Origin of the sequence: Shewanella sp. 1CM18E (assembly GCF_023161665.1) — a bacterium.
In the GTDB taxonomy this organism is placed as follows: domain Bacteria; phylum Pseudomonadota; class Gammaproteobacteria; order Enterobacterales; family Shewanellaceae; genus Shewanella.
The window spans coordinates 103,638-126,749 of record NZ_JALNTW010000003.1; the positions used below are offsets into that span (position 1 = coordinate 103,638).

Sequence of the window (23,112 nt, forward strand, 5' to 3'; positions counted from 1 at the left end):
GATTGATTCATGCAAACCGCAGAACATGCTTTTCGTCGTTGGATGCAAAGCCTCATTATTCTTTTTGTTATTTTGGTCGGCTATATCGTAATTGCAGATCGTTATGCGCCGCTAACCACTGAAAGCAGGGTGCAGGGCTATGTGATTCAATTGGCTTCTGAGGTTACTGGTACGGTTGTTGCCGTGCAGGTTGAGAATAATCAACAGGTCAGTAAAGGCGATAAGCTCTTTAGCATCGATAAGCAAAAATACCAGCTAGCTGTCGAGAAAGCACAGCTCACACTGGAACAAGCTTTTGAGCAAGAGCAGGCCATGTACGCAAAAGTCGCTGCAGCAAAAGCCAATGTGGCAACCAGCAAAGCGGCGTTTGATAATGCCAATAGCGAGTACTTACGTATTAGTCAGCTAGCTAAGCAGCAGCTGGTCTCTGTTTCTATGTTAGATAACGCCTTAGCCAATAATAATGCCTCACGTTCAAGCCTCGATGCGGCTAAGCAAGAATTACTGGCACTTAAGGTGCAGCTTGGTCGTGCGCCGGGACAGAGTAACGGCGTTCGTGCGGCGCAAAATGCACTCAAGCAGGCCAAGCTAGATCTTGCTCATACACAAGTGTTTGCGCCAAGTGATGGGGTGGTGACTAACCTGCAGCTGGAAGTCGGCAGCACTGCCAACGCTAACATGCCTCTACTGACTTTCATTCCTACCGATTCGTTGTGGGTTGCGGCTGACTTTCGAGAAAAGGCGGTGGCTAAGATCAATAAACAGTCAAAAGGATTAGTGGCATTTGATGCTTTTCCCGGGGAGGTATTTGCTTTTAATGTGCAAAGTCGAGACTTTGGCGTAGCGGCGGCGCAGCAAAGCCCAAATGGGCAGTTGACTCAGGTAGAGGTCAATAATCGTTGGGTCAGAGATGCTCAGCGAGTCAGAATTAACCTTGCTAGCGAGCATGCGTTACCTAAGCCACTATTTGTCGGCTCGCGCGCGACTGTGGTGCTATACCCAAGTGAGAACTGGCTATGGGGCTTACTTGCAAAAGCCCAAATTCACCTTGTTAGCCTGCTGCACTATATCTATTAAATCCATTGCTTAATCTAATGATTTTTAGCTGAAGAAGGAGATTGTTGTGCAGCAAGAAACCTTATTAAAGACTCAACGGATCTGGTTTGGTACTGTGCTTGGGCTCGCTGTCACTTTAGTGTTTGGCTGGTCAAATGGCATGTTTGTCGCATTGCTGCCTATGTTTGTGTTAACTCAAATTGATAGGTGGAATAGCGGCTTAATAGCGCAGTTAGTGATTGCTGTTATTTGGGTTTGTATCCAAGTGACCTTCATTATAGGTTTCTTTCAGCCGTACCCCTTGTTAATGACGTTAGTGGTAGCAATTATGCTGCTGTGTAAGTGTATCGCTATGACCCATAAAAGCAGCTATCTGTTTGGTTATGTAGGGTTACTTATGGGCTCAATCCTGCTCAACTATGGCAGTTATCAGGGCTTTGATTTAGAAGACTTTGTGATGGGGCTGGTGGCTTCAGCGTTGTTAACTGGGCCCGTTGTTGCAATGGCATTTTACCTGTTTCCAGAGCCTTGCAACACTGAGCCTTTGTCGCATTTAGCAAACCAAAATCAAGCGAAAACCCATAATGACAATCAACGTAAAGATCATTTAGGCATGGTCAGGCAAGCAGCGCTTGGTTGGATAGTTGCCATGGCGGCATTTATTTTGTTTCAGGTAGCTGATCTAAATGACTCGCTATCAGCGCAAGCGTCAATATTGATAGTGTTAGCGCCAATGACGTTTATCGGCTCTATGGCGGTGGCCAAAATTAGAATCCTAGGCACTTTTTTAGGCTGTTTAGCTGGGATGATATTACAGCTGACTTTATATAGCCTAGCGAACAATATGATTTTGTTTTTGTTGGGCTTTGCTATTGCTGCGGCGATTTTTTGTCGTTGGCTGGCGATAGGTGGCATAAAAGCGGGAATTGGCTTTTCGGCAATGTCTGCACTCACTGTGCCGTTAACCAGCAGTTTTGTGCCTGAGCAACAAGATGCCTTTTTCTCTATCTGTTATCGCTTTAGCTCTATTGTTGTGGCTGTGGTGGTGACTTCACTATTGATATGGCTGGTGCACCACTTTTTAGTACGGGTGATCAGGTTTAAGTCATTAGCCGCTTGTTCGGTAACAGGATAAGCGGCTAATACCTTGTGATAAATCAGACCTCATTAACCACTAGCTTGCTGCTTGTTTTAGGTTCGACAGCCCAAATACTATTGGGCTCGCCCAGTGCAGTGCGGCGCTGGGTTTTGATTGCTGCGAGGTAAAAGATCCCAGCAAACAGTAAAGCCATTAGCTCAATTAATCCGCCACTAAAGTCAGCTGGCGCCCAAGATGTTAATCCCGGCACCCATAGGGTTAATAGCGAGCTTATTGGGATTAACAGGCAGCTCAGTGCCAGCAGTTTGAGTAGGTGAATTGCTGCAACGGCAGCCCCTCGTGCAAAGCTATAGATAAGCGCGGCAAAGAAAACCAGGTAATAACAGCTTAAATAGTGCTGGTTAATCTGCTCGTTGAACAAATACAGCCACTTTGTCGCAAGCATTGCGCTACTCACCCCAAGCATAGAGCCTAAACAAATACCAATGGTGAGTGACGACATAAAGCGCACCGAGCGTTTTTGCTGCGGTTGTTTTTGACGTCGCTTTTCAAGCCAAAGTAGATTGCCACTGTAAAATAAAAATGCCCCTAATAGACCAAGGCTAAAGTAAATCCAACGGGTGAATCCGCCGCCATAATTACCAAAGTGCAGTGCAAAAAAGCTATTAACGATATCGCCATATGGACCGTCTTTTGCTTGATGAACAGTGCTAAATTCAATTTTATAGGTATAGGGATTTAGATAAATGTAATCGCTATAGCCACCGCGCATCACTCGGTCATTGGCAACCACTTCCACTGCAAGCGAGGGCGTGGTGCTAGATAACTTATCGTATTCCATGCTCTTGATTTGGTAATCACTTGCTAGCTGATTAACCCATTCGATATGCTCATTAATTGAAGGTAACTGAGTGACGGAATACTCAATATCTGACTTTGCTCTTGGCTCAAACATAGCTTGCTCACCATAAACTTGCTGCAGCCCACCATAAAAAGGGTCGTGAAAAGCAAACACGACTACAGTCCAGGCTATGATGAGGTGAAACGGCAAGCTAACCACACCAACGAGGTTGTGACTATCTAACCAAAAGCGGTTGGCACCTTTATGTTGGCGTAATGCAAATAAGCTTTTGACTAAGGTTGGCAGTAATACAATGACCCCAGATACTAAAGCAATAAAGTAAAGCAGCGCCGCTAGGCCTAAAATCAACACGCCAATGTCTTCATGACCAAGCTTGCCGGGGATCGCCGCGGTGCGATGTAGCTGATCGATAAGCTCGCCTAACTCATTGGTAGTACTTAGTTGAGTCGTAATATTGCCGTCATCATCTAATGTTGCATGGCGTAAACTATCATCGAGTCTAAAACCGCGTCCGCCGCCTTTCTCAAACCATGTGAGTGGCGATAAATCTGCAGTAAAATTGACCTTAAAGCCATCGGCGGCCTTGTCGTATTGATTAACGGCTTTGCTAATTAATTGATCGTAATCTTGCAGTGCGATTGGGCTTAGCTGAGTGTGCGGTGGGGTTGCCCATTGTTCAATTTGCGGCTTGAACATGGTGAGTGCACCGGCGAAAAAGGCGATGAATAATAGCAGTCCTGTGGTGATCCCTGTCCAAGTATGAATCGATTGATAAGTTCGCAATACATCTGAGCGAATTTTCATTGTAACCACCACAAAAAAGCAAAAATTGAATAAACCAGTGCATTCGCACCTAATAAGGTTATAAAAGCGGTTTTAGCACTGCGAAATAGAAATACGCCAGCCAAAATTGGCAACCAGATCAAGCTAATCATCCACATATTGAACTGCACCTTGACCGGTGCATCGATACCATCTGGGCCGAACCATGCAAACAGGGCAACGCTTCCATAAGCAAAACTTAAGCCTAAAAAGAGGGCTATAAAGCTCTTGCGCCACCAATGAGGCTGAATTTTGTGTTGCTGAACACTTGGCATTAGCACTCTTCTCGGCTATCAAATAAGGTGGAAAGCGGCAGAGCGATTAACAAGGTCATGGCTGTAAATAGCCAAGTAAAGATTGCGGCTGTGGGGGTAAGTAGTTGCCACCAACTTAATAGTGCAAATAACAGCAGGCAAGCGCCTAACCAAGCTAGCACCTTGGGTTGAGGTTTTCGTAGCAAGCGCTGATGTTTGCTAGTGGCATAAATCAGCCCACTACCAATCGCCGTCAGAATGATTGCGGCTAGTTGAAACCCTTCCATTTGTTTCCTCTCTTGTGATCAATATTTCAGATTTGTGTAAATGGTAATGTAAATGTGAACTGTTCGCAATTGCGAGTCATTATCATTTACTGTAAATTACTGCCGCAACAAATTGATACTGACTTTAACTACTTGTAACTAGAGGTAACCCATGGAATTAAGGGTGTTTAGAAGAAATCTTGTTGTCACTGCTATCTTATGTAGTCCTATTTTTACGCCAGCTTATGCTGACAATATGGTGCCTGATGCAGGGATTGAGGTGATTACTGTATACGGTGAAAAGGTTGAGCGTAGCCTAAAAGATACCACTTCATCTGTTGCGGTTATTGATAAAGAGACCCTAGACAGTGGCCAATATCAGTCTGTTTCAGCTGCATTGTCAGAAGTGCCGAACATAGTGGTCACCACTGGGGCGGTTCCTGATGTTCGTGGTGTAACCGGTAATGGTAGCGCGACAGGTTTTAACTCTTTTACTGGTGGTGCTAAAGCGCGTGTTTCGACCTTAGTTGATGGCGTAGCAGAACCTTTTGTTGCTGACCTTACTGGTGATACTGGTCTTTGGGATATTGAGCAAATTGAAGTATTTCGCGGCCCGCAATCAACCATTAATGGTCGCAATAGCATTGGTGGTACGGTATTTATTAAAACCGCCGATCCGACCTTTGACTGGCAAGGGGCGGCGCGTATAGGTTATCGCGATCAAGATAGCTTTGTAGATAGCGCGGTGATGTTGTCGGGCCCGATTCTAGAAGACCAATTAGCATTTCGTATCACTGGCCAAAATGTAACGGGTAACACTTACAATAAAGGTGAAGTTTACTCAACCAACCCAAAAACCTTCGACCAAAATGAATTAGATACCAATCGCTGGCGCGGTAAGCTGTTGTGGCAACCTGCAGGGCTTGAAGACTTAAGCATTCAATACAGTTTTGCTTATAACGATGAACGTGGCGACTCAGGGCGTAACTACTTTAAAGGTGACGACCCTTGGGCCTATGAGCCAATTTTTCAACGTTATATTAAAACCAAATCAAGTACTCATTCAGTCAACTTTGATTACCAGCTTAGCGAGGGCCAAGCATTAGATCTGCTGGTCGCGTATATGGATTACGATTGGGGCTTTGACTCTTACGAGCCCATTGCCACAGATGAAGCTACCGTGGCAATGAATGATAAAAGCTACACGGTTGATGGAAAGTACAGCTTTGGTCTAAACGATAGAGATTTCAATGGTTTTGTTGGCCTTGCTTATTACAAGCGAGAACAAGATTTTAGCAGTGTTGGCGGCTTTAGTTATGGTGGTGACGACAGCAGCACTTCATCATCGGTTTATGGTGAGCTGACCTATGCATTGGCCGATAAGTGGTGGTTAACCGCGGGTGGTCGTGTAATGCGCGACGAGCAAACTCGTAACTTTGCCATGCAGTTTCGTGGCAGCGCCGTTGATGAAATTTTAGATAAAGCCAAAACCGTTGCTTTACCTAAGCTTGTGCTGCAATACGGTTTGAGTGACAGCACAACGTTAGCCCTAAGTGGTCGTCAAGGCTATAACGCCGGCGGTGGTGCACTAGCGCTGACGCCGGGTGGTGGTGATTACTACTATTACGATGAAGAGTCGGTTGATACTTATGAGCTCAGTTCACGTAGTAGTTTTGATAATAGTAACGTTAGCTTAAATGCTAATTTATTCTATAACGACTATGACGGTTACCAAGCTTCAAACAGCTTACGCCGGATCACTAACATCGATAAAGCTGTCACCTATGGTTTGGAGCTAGAATTTATTGCCATGTTGGGCAGTGACTGGCAACTGGTGTCTGGAGCGGGTTGGTTAGAGTCTGAGATCAAACAAGCCGATCCAAGTTACGGTGACATTATTGGTAACGAGCTAAACTCAGCGCCTAATTTTACCGCTAACTTAGGACTAAAATACTGGTTTAATGATGAAATCACCTTTGGTGTATCAGGCAATTATGTTGATGAGTATTTTGCGGATATTGCCAATACACCTGAGCGAGTTGCAGGTGATTACATCGTAAGTCGCTTAAATATTGATTACCAAACGGAGCAATGGCGTATAAGTGCCTTTGTAAACAACCTGTTTGATGAAAAAGCACTGACAGTAAACGAGCCGCCGGGGCGTGGTTATGATCACGGTTATGCCGCTGTCGTTGACCCTCGTAATATCGGTGTGTCAGTGATGTATAGCTTTTAATCGCTAATTTATACGAAGAAAAGGAAGCCTAGGCTTCCTTTTTTATTGATGAAAAATTTACGAGATACTTTCAGATGCTGTTAAAGGTAGTGGTTTTCTACTTGATGAGATCACTTCATCTTTTGCTGCTAGCCAGGCAAAACCGCCCCAAAATAAACTGCATACTGCGCAAATTATTAAAGGTAATTGCCAACTGGCAGTTTGCTCATGTAACTCACCAATCAGCATGGGACCCGTCGCTGCAACAAGGTAGCCTGAAAATTGTGCCATGCCCGATAAAGCTGCAGCTTGTTGCGCGTTAGAGGTGCGCAAACTGATTAGGGTTAGCGCGACAATAAAGCCACCACCGGCACCAAAGCCAAATAACACCGCCCACAACAGCGCCATTTTCGGCATTATGATTAAGCCTATAATTGCAATAAAGGCCATTAAAGTAAGCCCCAAACTTAATAGGCGTTTATCTTTGAGTTTACCCATAAACGGAATAAGCACTAAAGCGGGAACGGCAGTAAACAGCTGTAATACACCGTGAATAGTGCCAGCTTGATGATGGTTAAAACCGCTATCAACCAATATGGTGGGAAGCCAGCTAATAAAGATGTACATCAAGAAAGAGTTTAATGCCAAAAATAGCGTGACGTGCCATGCACTTGGCTCGCGCCAAAGGTAGCTATGACTATCTAACTGTTGAGTATCTTTAGTGGGGGCGGTGTGGTTACGCATTTGGGGTAACCATACCAAAATGGCGATAACAGGAAATATCAATAAACTCGCTAAAGAAAATGCCCAATTAGGTATAAAACTGATGGATATTTGGTTTGCTAGCTCTGCCAGCGGGATAGCGAGTCCGGCGCTCATAGCTGAACCAGCCCCCATCATTAATACGTAAATCGAGGTCATGGTGGCGATACGAGTAGGAAAGTCTCGCTTAATCAAGCTCGGTAGCAAAACATTAGCAATGGCAATGCCGGCACCAATAATGACAGTGCCAGTAAATAGGCCTGTTGAGCTGCCAGTTGAGCGCACGATCAGGCCACTAATGATAAATAACAGTGATAGCATCAGTGCTTGCTCTAAACCGCGTTTCGCGCCGATTTTCGAGGCGACGGGAGAGAAAAAAGCGAAAGCTAATAGCGGTAAAGTGGTTAACATGCCGGCTTGGGTTGCCGAGAGGTGTAGTTCAGCTCTAATGGCATCAAGTAGCGGACCAACGCCGGTAATAGGGCTGCGCAAACTGATAGCAATCAATAGTACGCCCAGCACTAAAAAAGCGCTGCTGGCAAAACGAGAAGGATGCGATAACGACATAATAGGCACCTTGTTCAATAATAAAGTGCGCTAGCTTACGCTTCTAACTGCTTACTGTATTGAGCTATAGTGACTCCATATTGCTAAAAACGGTCAAGTTCTCATGCTAGATACCCTATCATCCATCAATTTTGACTCCGATGATTATCCGCAAGCTGTGGTTGCCACTCGCTTTATTGCTGAACAAGAGTATGCTGAGACGCCGGTGCATCAGCATCATAAGTGTCAGTTGGTGCTTGCCCTTAATGGCTATGTAAAGTGTAAAATTGCAGATGCAATCTGGATAGTACCGCCTAATTGTGCCGTTTGGATCCCAAGCCAAGTCCCCCACAGTAATCAAGTGTCTAAAAATGCCAATGTGTGCATGCTGTTTGTTGATCCTGCGATTGAGGGAATGCCCGCATCGAGTTGCACATTATCGGTGACACCACTGCTAAGAGAACTGATTGCTCATTTAACTGAAGTTGAGCAAAACTACCCCAAAAACAGTGCGACCGATAAGTTGGTCGATGTGTTGATTGAACAATTACGCTCTATGCCAACTGAGCATTTCGATTTTCCGCTGCCAGCAGAACCTAGATTAAAAGCGATTGCGAACCGCTTATTATCAGCGCCGGAAGATAGGCGGACTGTAGGGCAATGGGCAAGTGAGTTTGCCATGAGTGAGCGGACACTATCTCGATTGGTTAAGAATGAAATTGGCCTGACATTTGGGCGCTGGCGAGGACAGCTGCATATCGTCCTTGCCTTGCAAAAACTTTCCACCGGCGATTCAGTACAGCGTATTGCCGATGAGCTAGGTTATGAGTCTGTAAGCGCTTTCATTACGTTTTTTAAGAAAACATTAGGTAAATCACCAAAACAATATATGAAGCTTAAAGAGCCATAACTTTAGCCCAATGAGTGTTCAGCTTTTACAGCTTAATGGTTTCTTTATAGCTGCCGCAGTGAGGCAGACCGCACATTTCATCGTAGGCAGTTTGATACTCAAGCTCTGCGGTTTGATACTGATGACTTCTTAGTAACTGCTTAGCTTGAGCGAGTGACGATACACACTGAATACTCGCCTCTTCATTAAGTTCGATAAAGTTGTTATTGCCATCCACACTGCCTACTAAATAGTGAGTGGCATCTGCTACACCAATGATTTTAGGTTGGGTATTTAAAGATGCTAAAGATTGCGTAACCTGAGGACTATTCATACTTTGCTCCTTGTCGTTTTGGTGCATTACGCCTCTGGTTATCAAATGGTTCAAAAATTCAGCAGTTTGTTTTCTCTAGTGAAGATTAATAAAGTTTAAAAGTCAGTTTTTGAAGAACTAGGTATACTCAGCACCATGGCAGGTTAGCCATTGATTTGTTGGAGAATATAAATGCAGTTTAAGACGGTTATGGTTCCGGTAGCGTTAGCGGTTGGCTTAAGTGGTTGTGGTTATTTTGGTGGCGATGAAAAGCAGCAATTAGAGCAAGCTTGGTTAGCAAAAGATGAGCAGCTGCAGCAGGTTATTGAACAGATCCGTAGCCAAGGCATTGCAGCCGTTGCTAAAGGTGCAGATGCTGGCAGCGTTGCAGCTTGTGTGGCGGGTAAGCTTGAGATGGATCCACTAGGTGAGCTAGTAAACGTTGAAGGCGCTTTAGTTGAGTCGGCAAAGGTTGCTGAGCTAATGAGTGAGCTTGAAGGGCTAATGGAGCAAGATTTTAGCTTAGAGAATATGTCGAGCTTAATGCAAAAAGGCGCAGATGCTGCTGCGTACGCCAAGCAGATTATTGCCGATCAAGGCATTGAAAAAGGCCTTGAACACTTGCAAAAAATGGCCACGGCTAGCGAAGAGTTTGCTAGCCAAGATTTAGGCGCGCATTTCCAGCAGCTATTAAGCGAGTGTCAGACAAAGTAAGCGTTTGCAACCACCATGCAGACCTATTTATGTTGTTGACCAGCGGCGTAAAAGATTTGCATGGGTTTTAGTGATTAAATCGAATTCTTGATTTTTTCCATGCTGCTGCATAATGGCTTTTCTGGCGCAATCGAGATCATACAACATCTCTCTTTGCTCACAGCCTGAAACAAAGCTTTCAATCCAAGTTAGGGCAACAAGGCGTTGACCCTGTGATACTGGGTTTACTCTATGTAATGTGGTGCTGGGATAAATTATCGCATCGCCAGCATTGAGCTTGTACGGCAACTCTACTCCCCCAAGACTCATCACTAGCTCACCGCCTTCATAATCTTCAGGTTCACTGAGAAAAATAGTGCAAGAGATATCGGTTCTTACCATCTGCTCACCGTGCATTAAGGCATCATCAATATGATTGCCATAGCCACCATTATCAGCTGATTGGCTGACAATAAATGGCATCATTTTTTTGGCATAGGTTAGTGCACTAAATTGTGGGTGTTGGGTGAGTTGCTGCAATAAATTCAGCTGCAATTGTTCGTTCACTTCGGCTGCTGCTTGCCATTGCAGATTGTGTTTTACTCCCTGGGCATGCCAGCCAGCGGTCTGTTTACCGCAATAAAACTCGCCTTGAGCGATAGTCTGTTTCAAGCGGCTGATTTGTTCTGCACTCAATACATTATTAATTATTTGGATCATAAGTTTTACCCAATAAAGCCCATCAAATGATGGGCTTGTGATCGTGAGGACTCAATTACTGCTAGAAGGTGTAATTAACGCTAAGGTTTAATGCGCGCGGAGTATTAGGCTGCACGGTAACCCAGTTTGCACCTGCTTCAACTCGGTTTTTGTCCAGTGCATTGTTAAGCACCATAGCAAAGCGCCAGTTGTCTAGGGTGTAGTAAGCGCCGACATCAAACTCAACATAACTCGGTAAATTGAACTCACGTTCGTTACCATCAGTTTTGTCTGACTCGTAACGAATACCTAAGCTAAACGACAGCATGTCGTTTACGTTAAAGTTGTTCCACAGTGCTGCAGCATGCTTGGGGGTATTGTTAACTTGTACGTCTTTAAATTCACCAATGGTATTGTGCGCGTCAGTGTAAGCGTAACTTAAGGTGACGTCGTAATGGTCGTTAAGGAAGTAAGTTGAATCAATTTCGACACCTTGTGATTCAAAGCTTTTACCTGTGTTTTGCAGTAGTTGCCACTGGTCGTCAACTCTAACGAACTCGGTACTATTCTCTCTTTCTAGACTGAACAAGGTTAGCGCAGCGGTAAAGTCACCGTTAAGTAAATCTGCTTTGGCACCCACTTCATAGTTAAAGCCTTCAACCGGTAAATACTCTGTGCCATCAATACCATACTGGCTGATGTACCGAGCGCTAACGGGTTCGTACGCTCGGCTCATTGTGGCGAATAGGTTGATATCTTTAGTGATGGCTTGGACAACACCAAGATCCCAGATCATATCGTCATATTTCTTGTTATAGGTTTCGCCACTACGCTGCTCAGTTTGTTCTTGAGCGATATAGCCAAGACCTGCGACAAAGGTGGTACTGCTGGTAAGTTTTATGCGATCTTTAAAGTAGATATTGGTATCAGTTTGATTTTTATCTCTGGCGTTTACCTCAAATAGACTTGCTGGAATTTCACCAACTAACTGGTTTTCAGGGTTAGCAACTGAAATGATATTTTTACCTAAAGCATCATCATTCTTTTGGAAATTACGCGCAAAGTTAACTTTCATATCACGGTAGTTGTAACCAAGCAGCACGTGGTGCTCCATACCGAATAACTGTGAGCGACCCTGTAGGCTGATATCAAACAAGTGATAGCTATCGTTACCTGCACTATAAACCCACTTACGGTCGATAAACTCATCACCAATTTCATTGTCTAGGCCTGAACTATCAGAAATATACAGATCAAGCGCGTTAGACTTAGTTTTGTTATAACGATATTGCCCCGCTAGTGCCCATTCAGAATTAAAGGCATGGTCGACTTTGAGGCTAAAGCTCTGTGAGTTGTTGTCACCGTTATCTTTTTCACTACCATAGTATTGGCCGCGGTTCATTGGCTCACCATACTCACTTAGATCACCGCTAAAGTAGTTACTGGTAAACACACCGTCAGCGTAGCCACTGCCACCGGTTAGTTGGCGATCGGCATATTCAAATCGCGGTGTAATGCGAGTATTTTCGCTGGCAACCCAAGTAAAGGCGAGATCCGCTAAGGTCTCTGTTTGTTCTCGACGCTCTTGGAAGTGATCGCCCGATGGGGTGTATTTAGCGAGTAAGCGATACAAGTAATCGCTATTGTCGGCAATTGAACCTGTGGTATCTAAATTAAAGCTGGTGTCGTTACGTTCAAAATAACCCGTGTCGTCAGATAAATAGCTTTTGTTTCTAACGCCAATAGTGGTTTCATTAAATTCTTGCGGCTTTTTGGTAATGATATTGATGATACCGCCACCCACGCCAGCGCCGTACAGTAAGGCTTCTGGACCGCGCAAGAAAGTAACACTTTCGGCATTAAATGTGGTTGGTAAGCGCGAACCTGTACCGCCTTCACCACCTTGTAAAGAGCGCATACCATCGACCATAACCGTATCGATTTTAGTGCTCACACCGCGAGCATTATAGCTACGATCTGCAGGGCCATTACCCCTAAAACCCGCGACATAATTGAATGCCTGTTTAACATCTTCAATAGCGCGTAGCTCAAGATCTTTAGCATCGAGAATAGTCACCGAACGACCAACATCTTTTATATCAACATCCATCTTGGTGACGGTTTGATCTTGGCGATTCATTTTATTGGCACGCTGACCATGAACCTTAATCCGTTCGATATTGTCATTAGCTGCAGCTTTTTCGCTAGTAGATACTTGCTCAGCGGCGAAAGCGGGGGCGGAGATCAGCATTGAAGAAACTAGCGCACTATGCAGCAAATGTTGTTTGTTGGCTTTGGGTAGGGGCATGGTTTTAAACTCTTTAATTATGAAATATTTGTTAACCTTTTGTTTGGGTGCGAATGATAATTATTAGCAACAACTACGTCAATTAAATAACCTTGCTTTACACATTGTTTACATTGTATGTGGGTTATATAGCTAATTATCTGTATTTAATAACTTTGTTTATAAATCTCAATCTGTGCGATGTTTGATTTTGTTTTTGGGATTAGTCGCGGTAGCTAATACATGACTTTGTAGAATTAAGCTCGGTAAAGCTGCTGGACTTACATACAAATAAAGTGCAGGGAAAGGTGTGGATGATGATTGCAGATACAAAAAAACCTCCATTTGGAGGTTTTTTGTTTAGCTAATCGCTGATGCAATAAGCTAATAAGAGTTAGCTTTACCGCTTTTATCTACTGAAGGTCGATGGTAACGACGTTAGTCACACCAGGTAGCAAGGTCAATGTGCCAGTGGTATAGAAGTCACCTTGGGTGGATCTTGCTTTCAGATAATATTGACCACTATTAATCATTATTGTTCTAGCATAATGAGCTGAAACAGATTTTTGTGATGTCCAGCCATTGCTATCAATCGCATACAAATAGCTGCTGCTTTTCATGGGGGCGCCACTGTCTTGTTGGTATGAAAGAAAGCGCACCATGGTCATGCCTTTAGGGTTTTTTTCTGACTCAATCGAGCGGATTACACCGTAATTTCGTTTTGTTCTATCAGAATTTGTAATATAGATATTTTCAGATGCGGTTGAGTATTGCTGTTGGTTATGGCTGTACTCTGGAGTAGACGAGTTAGTACTGAATGAACCATCGCTAGAAGAAGACGTGGTTGATGCACCTATACTAGCAATATCAGCAACTGAGCTAGTGATATTTCTAATGTCAGTACTTTTACAGGCGCAAAGGCTAAGTGCTAGGGCATAAAGAACAATCTTTTTCATAGTTTAATCCATTAAGTCAAGACTTTAATCCTTTTAAGTCGCTGCAAATATCAAAAGCAAACTACAGATAATTGCTCTTAAAAAACTACAGCCACTTAAGTTTGCCGGCCAAAGTAACAACTGACTAACAGACCGTCAATAGTAGTAAAGTCTACTTTTACGATCTGTTTTTACAGGTAATTATTAAGAATTACTTCTTACGACCTAGTACTTTTACGCCAGCTTTTGAACCATCGGAGTTGCCAAATACTTCAAGCTTTTTAACGCAGCGTGGGTAAGCGAATTTACGCCAGTCGGTGTATTTGTTTTTCTTTAGGTCACGGTAGAAATGAATTGTCTTAGTTTGACCATTGTTGAAGGTCACTTTGATTTTTTCTAAATTTAGATCACGCTCGGCTTTTACGCGGATAGCATCTGTTTTACGGCAAATAAGTAATGGGATTTTTGCGCCGTGATCGCCGCTGCCTAATAAGATAGTGCGACCTAAAGTAATTTGCTCATCAGCCATAGCTGTATTGCTGATAGTTAGCATACTTAAAGCCATCATAAGGCCAGCGATAAAGGTTTTCATATTCATATATTGGTAAGTAGTTTTAAAGGGCGGCTAAATTAGTGCTTTGTTTGCTTTGGCGCTAGCTTATCTTGAGTGAATTTTGATCTTGCTAGCAAATATTAATGGGATACTGGTTGAAGAGTCTTATTGTTTGAATGTTAGGCTGAAATCTTTGAGGTTTGGCTAACCTGCAGCATGTTAAGTTGATGAGCAACGGATATGTTTACGAGTTAGCCATGATGTTAAAAATACAGGTTTGATCGTTTAAAGGGTCTTGAGCTGACTTTCTAATTCTTTAGTTGTTTTTTGACTGATAAACTCTTTATAGAGTGTTGCTTTGTCAGTGGGGTCAATATTGGAATTTTGACCAACAGACTCATTAAATAACGCCGATGTGACGGTTTTAGGAACAGTAACTAAGGCGCAAACTTGATCAATATTATTAATCTTTATTACGGCGACTTGTTCTACCTGACTCTTTTGTAGAGAAACACTGGTTACTTGTTTGGCTATTTGCTCAAATGAAGATCCTGCTGTTACTAAGCCCGCAGAGTCATCTAACTTTTGGAATGTTTTCTCTAACACGCTGGCTTTTAACTCCATATTTTGCGCTAAAGTTGTACGTGAAAGTGATATTGCATGGTTACGGTCAATGGCAAAATTTCCAGAACTTTTGACGCAATTAGATGCTGAAAAACCATTTGCCGATGCAGGGTTCATCACCCATGCAGGAATATTGTTTGTTGTGTTTAATTGTGCTTGTTCAACGTTAGCGTCTTGGCTTGCGCAACCAGTCACTAATAATGTCATTAATGCTGCTGATAAAATCGTCTTATTCATCGTGTAACCTTTTGTTAGATTGTTGAGCTCTTATTTTTTTCGCTGTATGTCTTTAGCTTGCTATTAACTTTTTCAAGATAATTACGCGTTTCTTTGTAAGGTAAGTTTGTCATTAAGTGCTGGTAAACTTGCTGCGAACTCATAGTGTTAATTTTTTTAACCGTCATATTTACACTCTTGAGTCCAAATGCTTTGGCAATATTGCCTGACCCGGTGTTATATGCTGCGATGACTGCATACGTCGCACTTTGGGGATCTTTAATCCCTTTTAAGTATCTGCTTTTGAGGATCTTTAAGTAGGCTGTACCTGTTTCTATGTTGACTTGAGGGTTGTAAAGCTCATTTGCACTCATTGGTTTATCTTTGCCGCGGTAGAGTTTATTGACATCGTGACCCGCAGTATTGGGCACAATCTGCATCAAGCCAAAAGCGGGAACGTGAGATTTAGCTTTTGGATTAAAATGAGACTCCGTATGCATAATGGCCAGGATCAATGGCGCAGGTAGGTTTTGTTTGACACTTTCAACGTAAATATAGGGCATGTAGTTTTTAGCCCGTTCAGATATTGCCGAAGTTGGAATATCAACCCGATACTGCACGAGTTTTATAGGGGCGCGCGCTAAGGTTTGTTGATTCTTTTTAAAGTTATCTTCGAGCTTCGCGACTCTTTCGAGCTCATGGGCTTTCATTACGCGCTTTTGCTCAATGAGAACCTGCTCTTTTATGGCTTCATCGGTTAACACTTCGCTTTGTTCGGTATAAATATCTAACTGACTCATTTGGCGCTCTGTTTGCGCTTTTATCGTATTTTGTACGTGATTGATAACGTCACTATCCAGCTTTACATCAATGACTTTTGTTGTATCAGGCTTGGCGGTAATGGGCGTTGTCAAGCCAATGCTGGTTAGCAACTCTTGGTTTGAGGCAATAACATTATTGATGCTATCAAGTTGCTGCTGTTTATTTACAGTAGACTCATTAGGTTTGATATCTATAGTTATCTGGTTGTTTTTTAAATCGATTACGGTGCGAGAATAGCTTTTATTATCGACTACTACAATCAAGTCTTGTGAGCTTGTTTTTGCATCCCCCCAACGTGCAATTGAATCTTGCTGTTGCTTATCCCAATCCTCTAAATAAGCGATTTGCCACTGGGTAAATTCATTAATATGTGCTGCATACCACTGATTAAACTCATTCGAATCATCGACGCTCAGTTGACTGACTTCATGATCCAGTTCTGCAAAAGGGTCATTGGCAGCAACATTACCAACGCAACATAGATTAATGGCGATACATAAAATGCTATTTCGAAGTGTTATCAAGGTTTAGTTTTCCGTGGCAAGAATTAAAAATAGGACGACAAGTCATCGGCGGAAGCTCGCTCAAGCTTATCTATGGCATCATGGATATCATTGGCCAGTTGTTGGCAATTCGAGCTTTTACATAACTCAACGATAGCTAGGCTCGTTGTGAGTTGTTCTTGTTGCATTTTCCATTGGGCTAGCCATAACTTGATGTCGTTGCTTTCGACTTTGGTGATATCAACATACTTGTCAAAATAAGCCTCTGCTTTAACAGGAGCTTGTTGTTGAAGTAAGAGAGTTATCATGCTGGCCCCATCCATGGATACCACTGGCTCCTTTATCAAATACGGCAATAGGGGTTTAATGGCTGCATATTGCTGAGTAGTGTAATAAGCAATGGCATAACTTAATCCGGTTCTTGCTAAGTTAGTTGATTTGCCACTGTCAATAATGGTTGCTGAACAAGAGGCTGTTAGGTTTGTCACATTATGGTATTGAATGTTATCAAGTTCGAATTGTAGATTGATCATAGGCCAGTCAGAGAAGGGGGCCTTAATTAGCTGGGCAGCTATCAACTTATTCTCATATTTTGCACGTAAGGGTAATGCGAGTCCTTTACGGCAGAGACTTTTCATTTGAGCGGGTTTTAGGGCTCTTTCACGCTCAATAGAGGCTGAGTAAAAGGGGGATTCCCCACTAACCTGATAACGGGTACCTGAAAACTCCCAGCTGTTGGCTTGATTTGCCATTGCTGGCAAGCTTATTAAGCTTGCCAGCAACAACCCAAAAGATTTACAGCTCATTGATACGGCTTACCTGACCTGAAGGGCCTTGCGAACTTTCAGCTTCGGTTAGGCCACCAGTTGTGTTGACCTTATGAGTACTACCAACATTACCTTCTCTTAATCTCTGTTTATTTTCTGCCGATGCTTTTTTGGCTGCAGCCTCTAATGAAGGAGCATAAACGGCTACGGCAAGAGACCAGTTACCATCGGAACTCGTAAATGTTTTAACAGACACACCCGCTGGAACTTTACCTGCTGCAAATGACTTGTATGAGTCTGATGTTTTCATATTATTGAGGAAAGTATGCTTATCTTCTGCAAGTACCGTAGCATCGGCAGGGTTGATATTGTCAGGTTCGTATTCGAACTGTTCATTCTTCTCAACTTGGTTTTCAGCAAAGCCACCTTGCCAGTATACTTCTTCACCTTGCATCACAGAGATCAAGCTGTTACGCGCCTTAGCCTGTGCTTGTGATTTGGAAGCGCTCAATAATTTACGTTGAATATTCTTGCTTCTATTTTCACGAATAATAGAGGAACCAAAACCAAGTACAAATGACTCACCTGTATCAGCGTTAGTAATCACTTTCGCGCCAACAGGAGGCATCACACCAGCTTGTAGATCATTGATAATTTGCTTAAAGATGATATTAGGTTCAGTTGTTTGGGTTAAGGCACCCACTTGACGTTTGGTTTGCTCACGGGTTTTTGGCGTCGAGATTAAACTTACGCGCACCATTTTTTCTGTTGGATCGTCAAAAACATCGAAGGTGACATAACCAACTAAAGCGCCTTTAACCGACTCTGCACAATTATCACTGGTGAAACTGTGGGTGTTGGCTGCACTTTCTGTGCCCGTATCAATCATGTCCGTCACCTCGGTAACGACAGTGGCGCATGCATTGCTCATGCCTTCCATATTCTCCACTAACTGCTTCTTCGCAATTTGGAAGGCTTTGGTATAAGCAGCACGTTTTGATAATAGTGACGCATTACGGTTTTCGTAGGTTTCGTAGCTTGCAGAACCTGTAGAAAGGATGCCGACTCCAGAGCTAACAGCAATCATTTTCACGCCGTCGCCGTCATCTTCAATGAGGCTTTTATGGGCAACTAACACGGCAGCCTTTGCGTCAGTTGCAACCACTAAACCATCAACTTCTTTGACATCTGAAGTATCAACGGTTTGCGCTTGATCTTCATTTGTTGCAGGCACGAGATCGTTGAGGTCAAAATCAACACTGGCATGGGCAGAGCCTAAGACACTTGCTAATACTAATGACACGAGCGTTTTTTTAAACATGAAAAAATATATCCTTTATGGGCTTACAGTACCTGAATTTGGTATTCATTAAGTACGCTGAGTTTTGTTTGGTATTGTGGCTGGTGAATGCGTAATGATGGCTCTATGTATTGGGCTAAGTCGTTTGCGTTATTTAACGATCTAAGCTGCACTATGACTCTGCCGGATTCAGCATTAATTTTTATATCTGAAACACCATTGATTGCGCTAAGTAAGGTATAAAGCTGACCATGCTTACCTGCTGCTTTCTCCGACAAAATCAATTCACGGACTGGACCACCTCGCATCGCCATCTTATGAACAGAATCATGTAGCTGCTGTTTGAGTGCTTGCTGATTGTCTTCTAAAGCCAGATGGACTGAGGCCAACTCATTGAGCATGTCGGGCTGGTTTGGCAACGTTAAAAAGGTTGGGTCGTTCCGCCAGACACCATATTGGTTACCAGCACGGTCGACTACACTTGCTCTAAGTTCAAGTTGTAGCCCAGAAGGGGTTATCTTTTCGTTTTCTAAAACCTGCAGAATGATACTCGCCGCAGCAGGTGACTCAGATAGATTGAATCCCATGGAGGCCAGCGCATCGGTAAAGGTTTGCTTTACAATGGGAAGCTTAGCATCAATGTAAACGGTGGGTTGTCCAAGACTTGTTATTAGCTCAGCCACTTTTTCTTCGATACGCTTTTTCTCAACAGTAATATCTAGGGTGACTGTCAATGTACCGTCTGGTAATTGCAATGAGCTGACTTCATTCCAGTGGCTTATTAGCCCTTGAGTTTGCAAAGAGAGAGACTGTGTTGCCACCTCTTGCATATTAAAGTCATCAGAGTTCGCAGATGCCGACATATTTGAGCTCGATTGCTGCATAAAGCCAGACTTAACCATCACTCCAAGAACCTGACTTACAGCACGTTGAAATGCATCTTGCTCAGCGGCTTGGCGAGCAGTTAGACCCGCTTTGCTTTTTCCTTCTCCAACAACAACGACAGACATTGTTGGCTCCGAATCCCAGACAACATCTTGCTCGCTTTCTTGAGCTTGAGCAGTGGGGGGAGTCAGACGCACTGTTATGCATGTATCATCACCCTGAATTTCAGGTTGATCATAGTTAGCTCGAATAGTGCCTTGGGTAATACCCGACACCAACAACTCTCGGTTCTGTTGATTATATTGTTCGTCAAACAGTTGAGAGTCGTCAGTAGAGAATGAGAATGAAGTTTCGCCTAACAGAAATAAGCGCAGATTATTTAAAGCTTGCGCCTTTGCTGCCTCTATTGCTAAAGCTCCACGTCCATATGCACAGCCTTGTTCAACAAGAGCCAGCGAAGGCTGGCTCTTATCTAGCTCTAATGCTGAAGCAGACAGGCATACAAATAAGGTACTGAGGGTGAAGCCTTGAGTTAACCTTTTTGTACCCATGTACTACGTTCCTTCATAAACTCAATTGGTACCCCTACACTGACGGCAAAGAGGCGGCGTTGATGGTCTGGACGATAGATGCCTGTTTCCGCTTCATCGCGTACCTGCTCAGCAAGATTACTGTCTTTCCAACGGATAATTTTGCCTTGAGCACTTTGCATGCTTGGGTTAACGGTTGCGACACCAATTGGTTCAACAAATCCTGCGCTATATTCAAACACCACCATTGTTTCATTGGGTAACACACCCGCATTTTGACCGCGGTCTAATGAGATACGGTCTCCTTTGATCCCCATCACTTGTGCAGTGGCTGGCATCTCTTTGAGTAGTCGGGTAAGCATGATGTCGAAGCTACGCGATGACATCTCGTTTAATACCGATTCAACATCCTTGCCGCTGGTGTAGTTAAAACCACGGTAGTATTCGCCGTTAGCAATGACAGTGGTATAACTGCTTTTTTCTCGCACATCGAAGTTAGAGACGCGGATTTTGCCAATATTTGGGTAGCTCAATTTTTCCCGGGTATAAGGATCGATTACACCGGTCGATATTTCCATTGAGGTTTGGAATAAGGATTGAGTTGAGCCAAACAGCATGTCGCCTGTTTTGAGCACATCGACTTTTATGATGTAATCCGTAGATAGTTTGCTCTTACTGCTGGCCTTTTTAGCAACATTAACTGCGCCCTCATCAGCAAGGATCTCTCCCATCGCGGCATTCACAGAATCCGTATCTCGAGTCAAAATGCGGAAGCGGTTAACGCCTGCAAATTGGTTTTCAAGTGTGTTTTCTAGTGCTTTGCTTTGAAACTGGCCGATACTTGAATGCATCGCATTAAATACATCTGCAGACGTACCTTGCAAGTTCTCGCTGACATCAGTTTGCACATCACCGAAATAGAGACGAATGGTCTTCTTGGCTAAAGGGCAGCGACTATCTTTTTCTTCTGCTTCATAAGAGCAAAACTGCAAGCCTTGGGTGTTGAAGTATGCAGGCACCTCAATGTCACTGCTCTCAAAATCATGGGCAGATTTGCCGATAATCAGTGACGAGTTTCCGGCATTACTTTCAACTGAATGTGTCTGGGAGACCTTAGTGCTCTGGCAGCCCGTGATGGCGATACCTATAGCTACTAAACAAGCTACTTTAGTCAGCTTCATTATGCTTTCACTTTCTCTGCTAACACTTTATCTAGGTTTTTTAATTGCTCGATAGTGTCTTGATCCATAGAGATTAAAGTATTGGCATCAAGAGCAAGCTCTGAGCGTGCTTTTAGCTCATTGTATGCTTCAACGATAGGTACGATCTCTTCAGCTTCGCCTTCTTCTTTTGATTCGTTTGAACCAAACTTAAGCACGCTATCAAGGGCGCCTCCTGTCGCATCGTAAGCGATAGCCGTAGCATTTTGGGAAGCAATGTAGGCGATTTCAGCAACTTGCAGGGTAATATCGGCAGCAAGTACTAGGTTTTCATCAAAGATGTCATCAGAGGCTTGTTGGTAGGCTTCTACTTGAGGGCGGATTTTTTTATTTTCAGGTTTTGCCGCATCAAAGTCGTTCATCGCAATAAGCAGTTCTTCGTCAGACTTGTCTGCGTTAACGGCTAAGAAACCTGCTACATCAGCATGCTTTGCAGCTAGAGTCGAGTAGCTATTAAATACTGCACATTGGCGCTCTTGAATTGACACCATAACCTTTGATGCTTTATCGACGGCATAAGAAACAGGTGTGTACTTATCACCAAGAGTGACGCAGGTCTCGGTTAGCTCTACTTTCATTTGAGCGCGATCAGCTGTAGATGATTCTGTACCAGTGATAGAAGCACAGCCAGAGATAAAAGAAAGCATTAGACCTGCAAGGATGGTTTTTTTAAACATTGTTATGTCCTTTAATGTAGCAATGTAAATATTGATTTATTGTTTATGGTATTAATTATTTTTTGTTGTGCGGCATTCTGAGCTGACTCTGCGCTATTTGGCGACTGACCTATTGCGGTAAGTATCTTTTGACTAACGGCTAAGCTGGGGTTACTGGCTTCAAAGAACTGTAACCATAGAGTCTGCTTAGCGATAAATTTCTGCCCTCGTTTACCGTGCTGAGTTTGAGTTTTGATATAAAGCGTAATATGTGCATCTGCAGAAACCATTAATGATTGTGCTAATGTCGATTTTACTGTTGATGCAAATAAATCTGGCGAAGAGGAAATTGCTACACTAATACTCTGAGCCTGATTGTTTAATGTTCGTTCTAAACTTAAATGAGTTTTGTTTAAAGGAACAAGGTTTGTTTCAATCAAGCTTGGTACAAGAGTAATGGCATTCTGTGCTTTAAAAAGTAAGTTGTAAGCCTTATTTAAACGGTTTAGATCTTGCCATGAGAAGCCTTGGCTCGCTAATAAGTCTGCGGCTAGTAAATGATTGTGGTTGATATCATTTAGTAATTTCCTGCCCCACATCGTTTTATTTATTCTAAACTGATATTTACAAGGCTGTTGCTCACAACTTTGGCTAACTAATTCCATGTTACTGATTTCCACAGGCAGAGAATTAATGCTTGAATTAAGGGAGTAGCTAGAAGTAACAATATTATCTGCTTTTTCTTGCTGGCTTTTTTCAGTGACTTCTACCTTGCTATATAGCTGCAATGCTAATTGTTGTTTTGCATCAATTTCTGCACTTCTTTGATCATTGCCATACCCTTTAATTGTTAGGTATGTGTCACTAGCATGAGCACTCTTTGCAATGCTTAGGGTTAGTATTAATTGTAGAGTAAGAAAAGTCTTAATTAGCGACTTCATAACTTAATAAGATTTTGTTATTTTTTATAAAATACGAAAATGCTATCTATATTTCAATTGTATTTATTTTTATTGAAAGTTGGTTTGCTTGTACTTCTAGTCAAAATAATCGATTAGTGTTGTCGGGAAAGGGGCTGTTGTTGCTTTCGTTATATTGGCTTTTAATATAGTGAAGTCATGATTTTTCTGGGGTGATTGTCTAATTCAACGCTTTTTGTTTTTATACTTATAATTGGCAGCTTTATTCGTTTTTGTGAATAATTAGTCATGGTTGCCTGTAATGATTTTTGCTAAAACTGTGATGGTGAGCATGTGGATTAAATATAGCGTGACTTTTTAATTGTTTTGAATTTATATTTTTTTTGGGTTATGTGTTTTTTGGTTATGTCACGCTTGG

22 protein-coding genes are annotated in these 23,112 nt (G+C 42.9%); 5 read left to right on the forward strand and 17 right to left on the reverse strand.

Annotation, left to right across the window (positions count from 1 at the left end; all coding sequences use genetic code 11):
• Positions 1-9 precede the first annotated feature (9 nt).
• Positions 10-1,077, forward strand: a complete 1,068-nt coding sequence (locus tag MSG37_RS06025) for an HlyD family secretion protein (protein ID WP_248469680.1) — start codon at positions 10-12, stop codon at positions 1,075-1,077.
• Between the two features lie 46 nt (positions 1,078-1,123).
• Complete coding sequence (locus MSG37_RS06030; protein WP_248469681.1) at positions 1,124-2,191, forward strand: DUF2955 domain-containing protein; 1,068 nt, start codon at positions 1,124-1,126, stop codon at positions 2,189-2,191.
• Positions 2,192-2,213: 22 nt separating this feature from the next.
• Here MSG37_RS06030 and MSG37_RS06035 read toward each other — a convergent pair whose 3' ends face one another.
• From MSG37_RS06035 to MSG37_RS06045, 3 genes are read right to left on the reverse strand one after another with little or no spacing between them, the layout of a single operon-like run.
• The gene (locus MSG37_RS06035) at positions 2,214-3,821 is read right to left on the reverse strand and encodes a PepSY-associated TM helix domain-containing protein (RefSeq protein WP_248469682.1); all 1,608 of its coding nucleotides are present in this window, start codon (positions 3,819-3,821) and stop codon (positions 2,214-2,216) included.
• Positions 3,818-4,114, reverse strand: a complete 297-nt coding sequence (locus tag MSG37_RS06040; protein WP_248469683.1) for a hypothetical protein — start codon at positions 4,112-4,114, stop codon at positions 3,818-3,820. Before MSG37_RS06040 ends, MSG37_RS06035 begins: the two co-directional genes overlap by 4 nt.
• On the reverse strand, positions 4,114-4,380 hold the full coding sequence (locus MSG37_RS06045) for a hypothetical protein (protein WP_248469684.1): 267 nt from the start codon (positions 4,378-4,380) through the stop codon (positions 4,114-4,116). The genes MSG37_RS06040 and MSG37_RS06045 overlap by 1 nt, the downstream gene beginning before the upstream one ends.
• A gap of 151 nt (positions 4,381-4,531) precedes the next feature.
• Here MSG37_RS06045 and MSG37_RS06050 point away from each other — a divergent pair, with 151 nt between their 5' ends.
• Positions 4,532-6,595, forward strand: coding sequence for a TonB-dependent receptor (locus MSG37_RS06050; RefSeq protein WP_248469685.1), 2,064 nt, complete (start codon positions 4,532-4,534; stop codon positions 6,593-6,595).
• A 57-nt stretch (positions 6,596-6,652) separates the two neighbouring features.
• Here the strand turns inward: MSG37_RS06050 and MSG37_RS06055 are convergent, their stop codons facing one another.
• Positions 6,653-7,903, reverse strand: coding sequence for an MFS transporter (locus MSG37_RS06055; RefSeq protein WP_248469686.1), 1,251 nt, complete (start codon positions 7,901-7,903; stop codon positions 6,653-6,655).
• 103 nt (positions 7,904-8,006) lie between these two features.
• Here MSG37_RS06055 and MSG37_RS06060 point away from each other — a divergent pair, with 103 nt between their 5' ends.
• The gene (locus MSG37_RS06060; protein WP_248469687.1) at positions 8,007-8,792 is read left to right on the forward strand and encodes a helix-turn-helix transcriptional regulator; all 786 of its coding nucleotides are present in this window, start codon (positions 8,007-8,009) and stop codon (positions 8,790-8,792) included.
• A gap of 25 nt (positions 8,793-8,817) precedes the next feature.
• Here MSG37_RS06060 and MSG37_RS06065 read toward each other — a convergent pair whose 3' ends face one another.
• On the reverse strand, positions 8,818-9,105 hold the full coding sequence (locus MSG37_RS06065) for a DUF6482 family protein (protein ID WP_248469688.1): 288 nt from the start codon (positions 9,103-9,105) through the stop codon (positions 8,818-8,820).
• A 171-nt stretch (positions 9,106-9,276) separates the two neighbouring features.
• Between MSG37_RS06065 and MSG37_RS06070 the strand changes: the two genes are divergently transcribed.
• Positions 9,277-9,798 (forward strand): hypothetical protein, encoded by a 522-nt coding sequence (locus tag MSG37_RS06070; protein WP_248469689.1) that lies wholly within the window; start codon positions 9,277-9,279, stop codon positions 9,796-9,798.
• A 27-nt stretch (positions 9,799-9,825) separates the two neighbouring features.
• Here MSG37_RS06070 and MSG37_RS06075 read toward each other — a convergent pair whose 3' ends face one another.
• The 12 genes from MSG37_RS06075 to MSG37_RS06130 form a co-directional block, all read right to left on the reverse strand.
• Complete coding sequence (locus MSG37_RS06075) at positions 9,826-10,497, reverse strand: Fe2+-dependent dioxygenase (RefSeq protein WP_248469690.1); 672 nt, start codon at positions 10,495-10,497, stop codon at positions 9,826-9,828.
• Positions 10,498-10,558: 61 nt separating this feature from the next.
• On the reverse strand, positions 10,559-12,784 hold the full coding sequence (locus MSG37_RS06080; protein WP_248469691.1) for a TonB-dependent receptor: 2,226 nt from the start codon (positions 12,782-12,784) through the stop codon (positions 10,559-10,561).
• A gap of 392 nt (positions 12,785-13,176) precedes the next feature.
• A complete protein-coding gene (locus tag MSG37_RS06085; RefSeq protein ID WP_248469692.1) occupies positions 13,177-13,719 on the reverse strand; it encodes a hypothetical protein in 543 nt (180 codons plus the stop codon).
• A gap of 190 nt (positions 13,720-13,909) precedes the next feature.
• Complete coding sequence (locus MSG37_RS06090) at positions 13,910-14,251, reverse strand: DUF2541 family protein (RefSeq protein ID WP_246616111.1); 342 nt, start codon at positions 14,249-14,251, stop codon at positions 13,910-13,912.
• Positions 14,252-14,536: 285 nt separating this feature from the next.
• Positions 14,537-15,112 (reverse strand): hypothetical protein, encoded by a 576-nt coding sequence (locus tag MSG37_RS06095; RefSeq protein WP_248469693.1) that lies wholly within the window; start codon positions 15,110-15,112, stop codon positions 14,537-14,539.
• 14 nt (positions 15,113-15,126) lie between these two features.
• On the reverse strand, positions 15,127-16,437 hold the full coding sequence (locus MSG37_RS06100) for a transglycosylase SLT domain-containing protein (RefSeq protein WP_248469694.1): 1,311 nt from the start codon (positions 16,435-16,437) through the stop codon (positions 15,127-15,129).
• Positions 16,438-16,460: 23 nt separating this feature from the next.
• A complete protein-coding gene (locus MSG37_RS06105) occupies positions 16,461-17,222 on the reverse strand; it encodes a hypothetical protein (RefSeq protein ID WP_248469695.1) in 762 nt (253 codons plus the stop codon).
• On the reverse strand, positions 17,212-18,504 hold the full coding sequence (locus MSG37_RS06110; protein WP_248469696.1) for a hypothetical protein: 1,293 nt from the start codon (positions 18,502-18,504) through the stop codon (positions 17,212-17,214). The genes MSG37_RS06105 and MSG37_RS06110 overlap by 11 nt, the downstream gene beginning before the upstream one ends.
• Positions 18,505-18,527: 23 nt before the next feature.
• On the reverse strand, positions 18,528-19,919 hold the full coding sequence (locus tag MSG37_RS06115) for a hypothetical protein (RefSeq protein ID WP_248469697.1): 1,392 nt from the start codon (positions 19,917-19,919) through the stop codon (positions 18,528-18,530).
• Positions 19,901-21,079, reverse strand: a complete 1,179-nt coding sequence (locus MSG37_RS06120; RefSeq protein WP_248469698.1) for a hypothetical protein — start codon at positions 21,077-21,079, stop codon at positions 19,901-19,903. Before MSG37_RS06120 ends, MSG37_RS06115 begins: the two co-directional genes overlap by 19 nt.
• Positions 21,079-21,795, reverse strand: a complete 717-nt coding sequence (locus MSG37_RS06125; RefSeq protein ID WP_248469699.1) for a hypothetical protein — start codon at positions 21,793-21,795, stop codon at positions 21,079-21,081. Before MSG37_RS06125 ends, MSG37_RS06120 begins: the two co-directional genes overlap by 1 nt.
• 11 nt (positions 21,796-21,806) lie before the next feature.
• Positions 21,807-22,715: a hypothetical protein gene (locus MSG37_RS06130; protein WP_248469700.1), complete on the reverse strand. Its 909-nt coding sequence runs from the start codon at positions 22,713-22,715 to the stop codon at positions 21,807-21,809.
• Positions 22,716-23,112 lie beyond the last annotated feature (397 nt).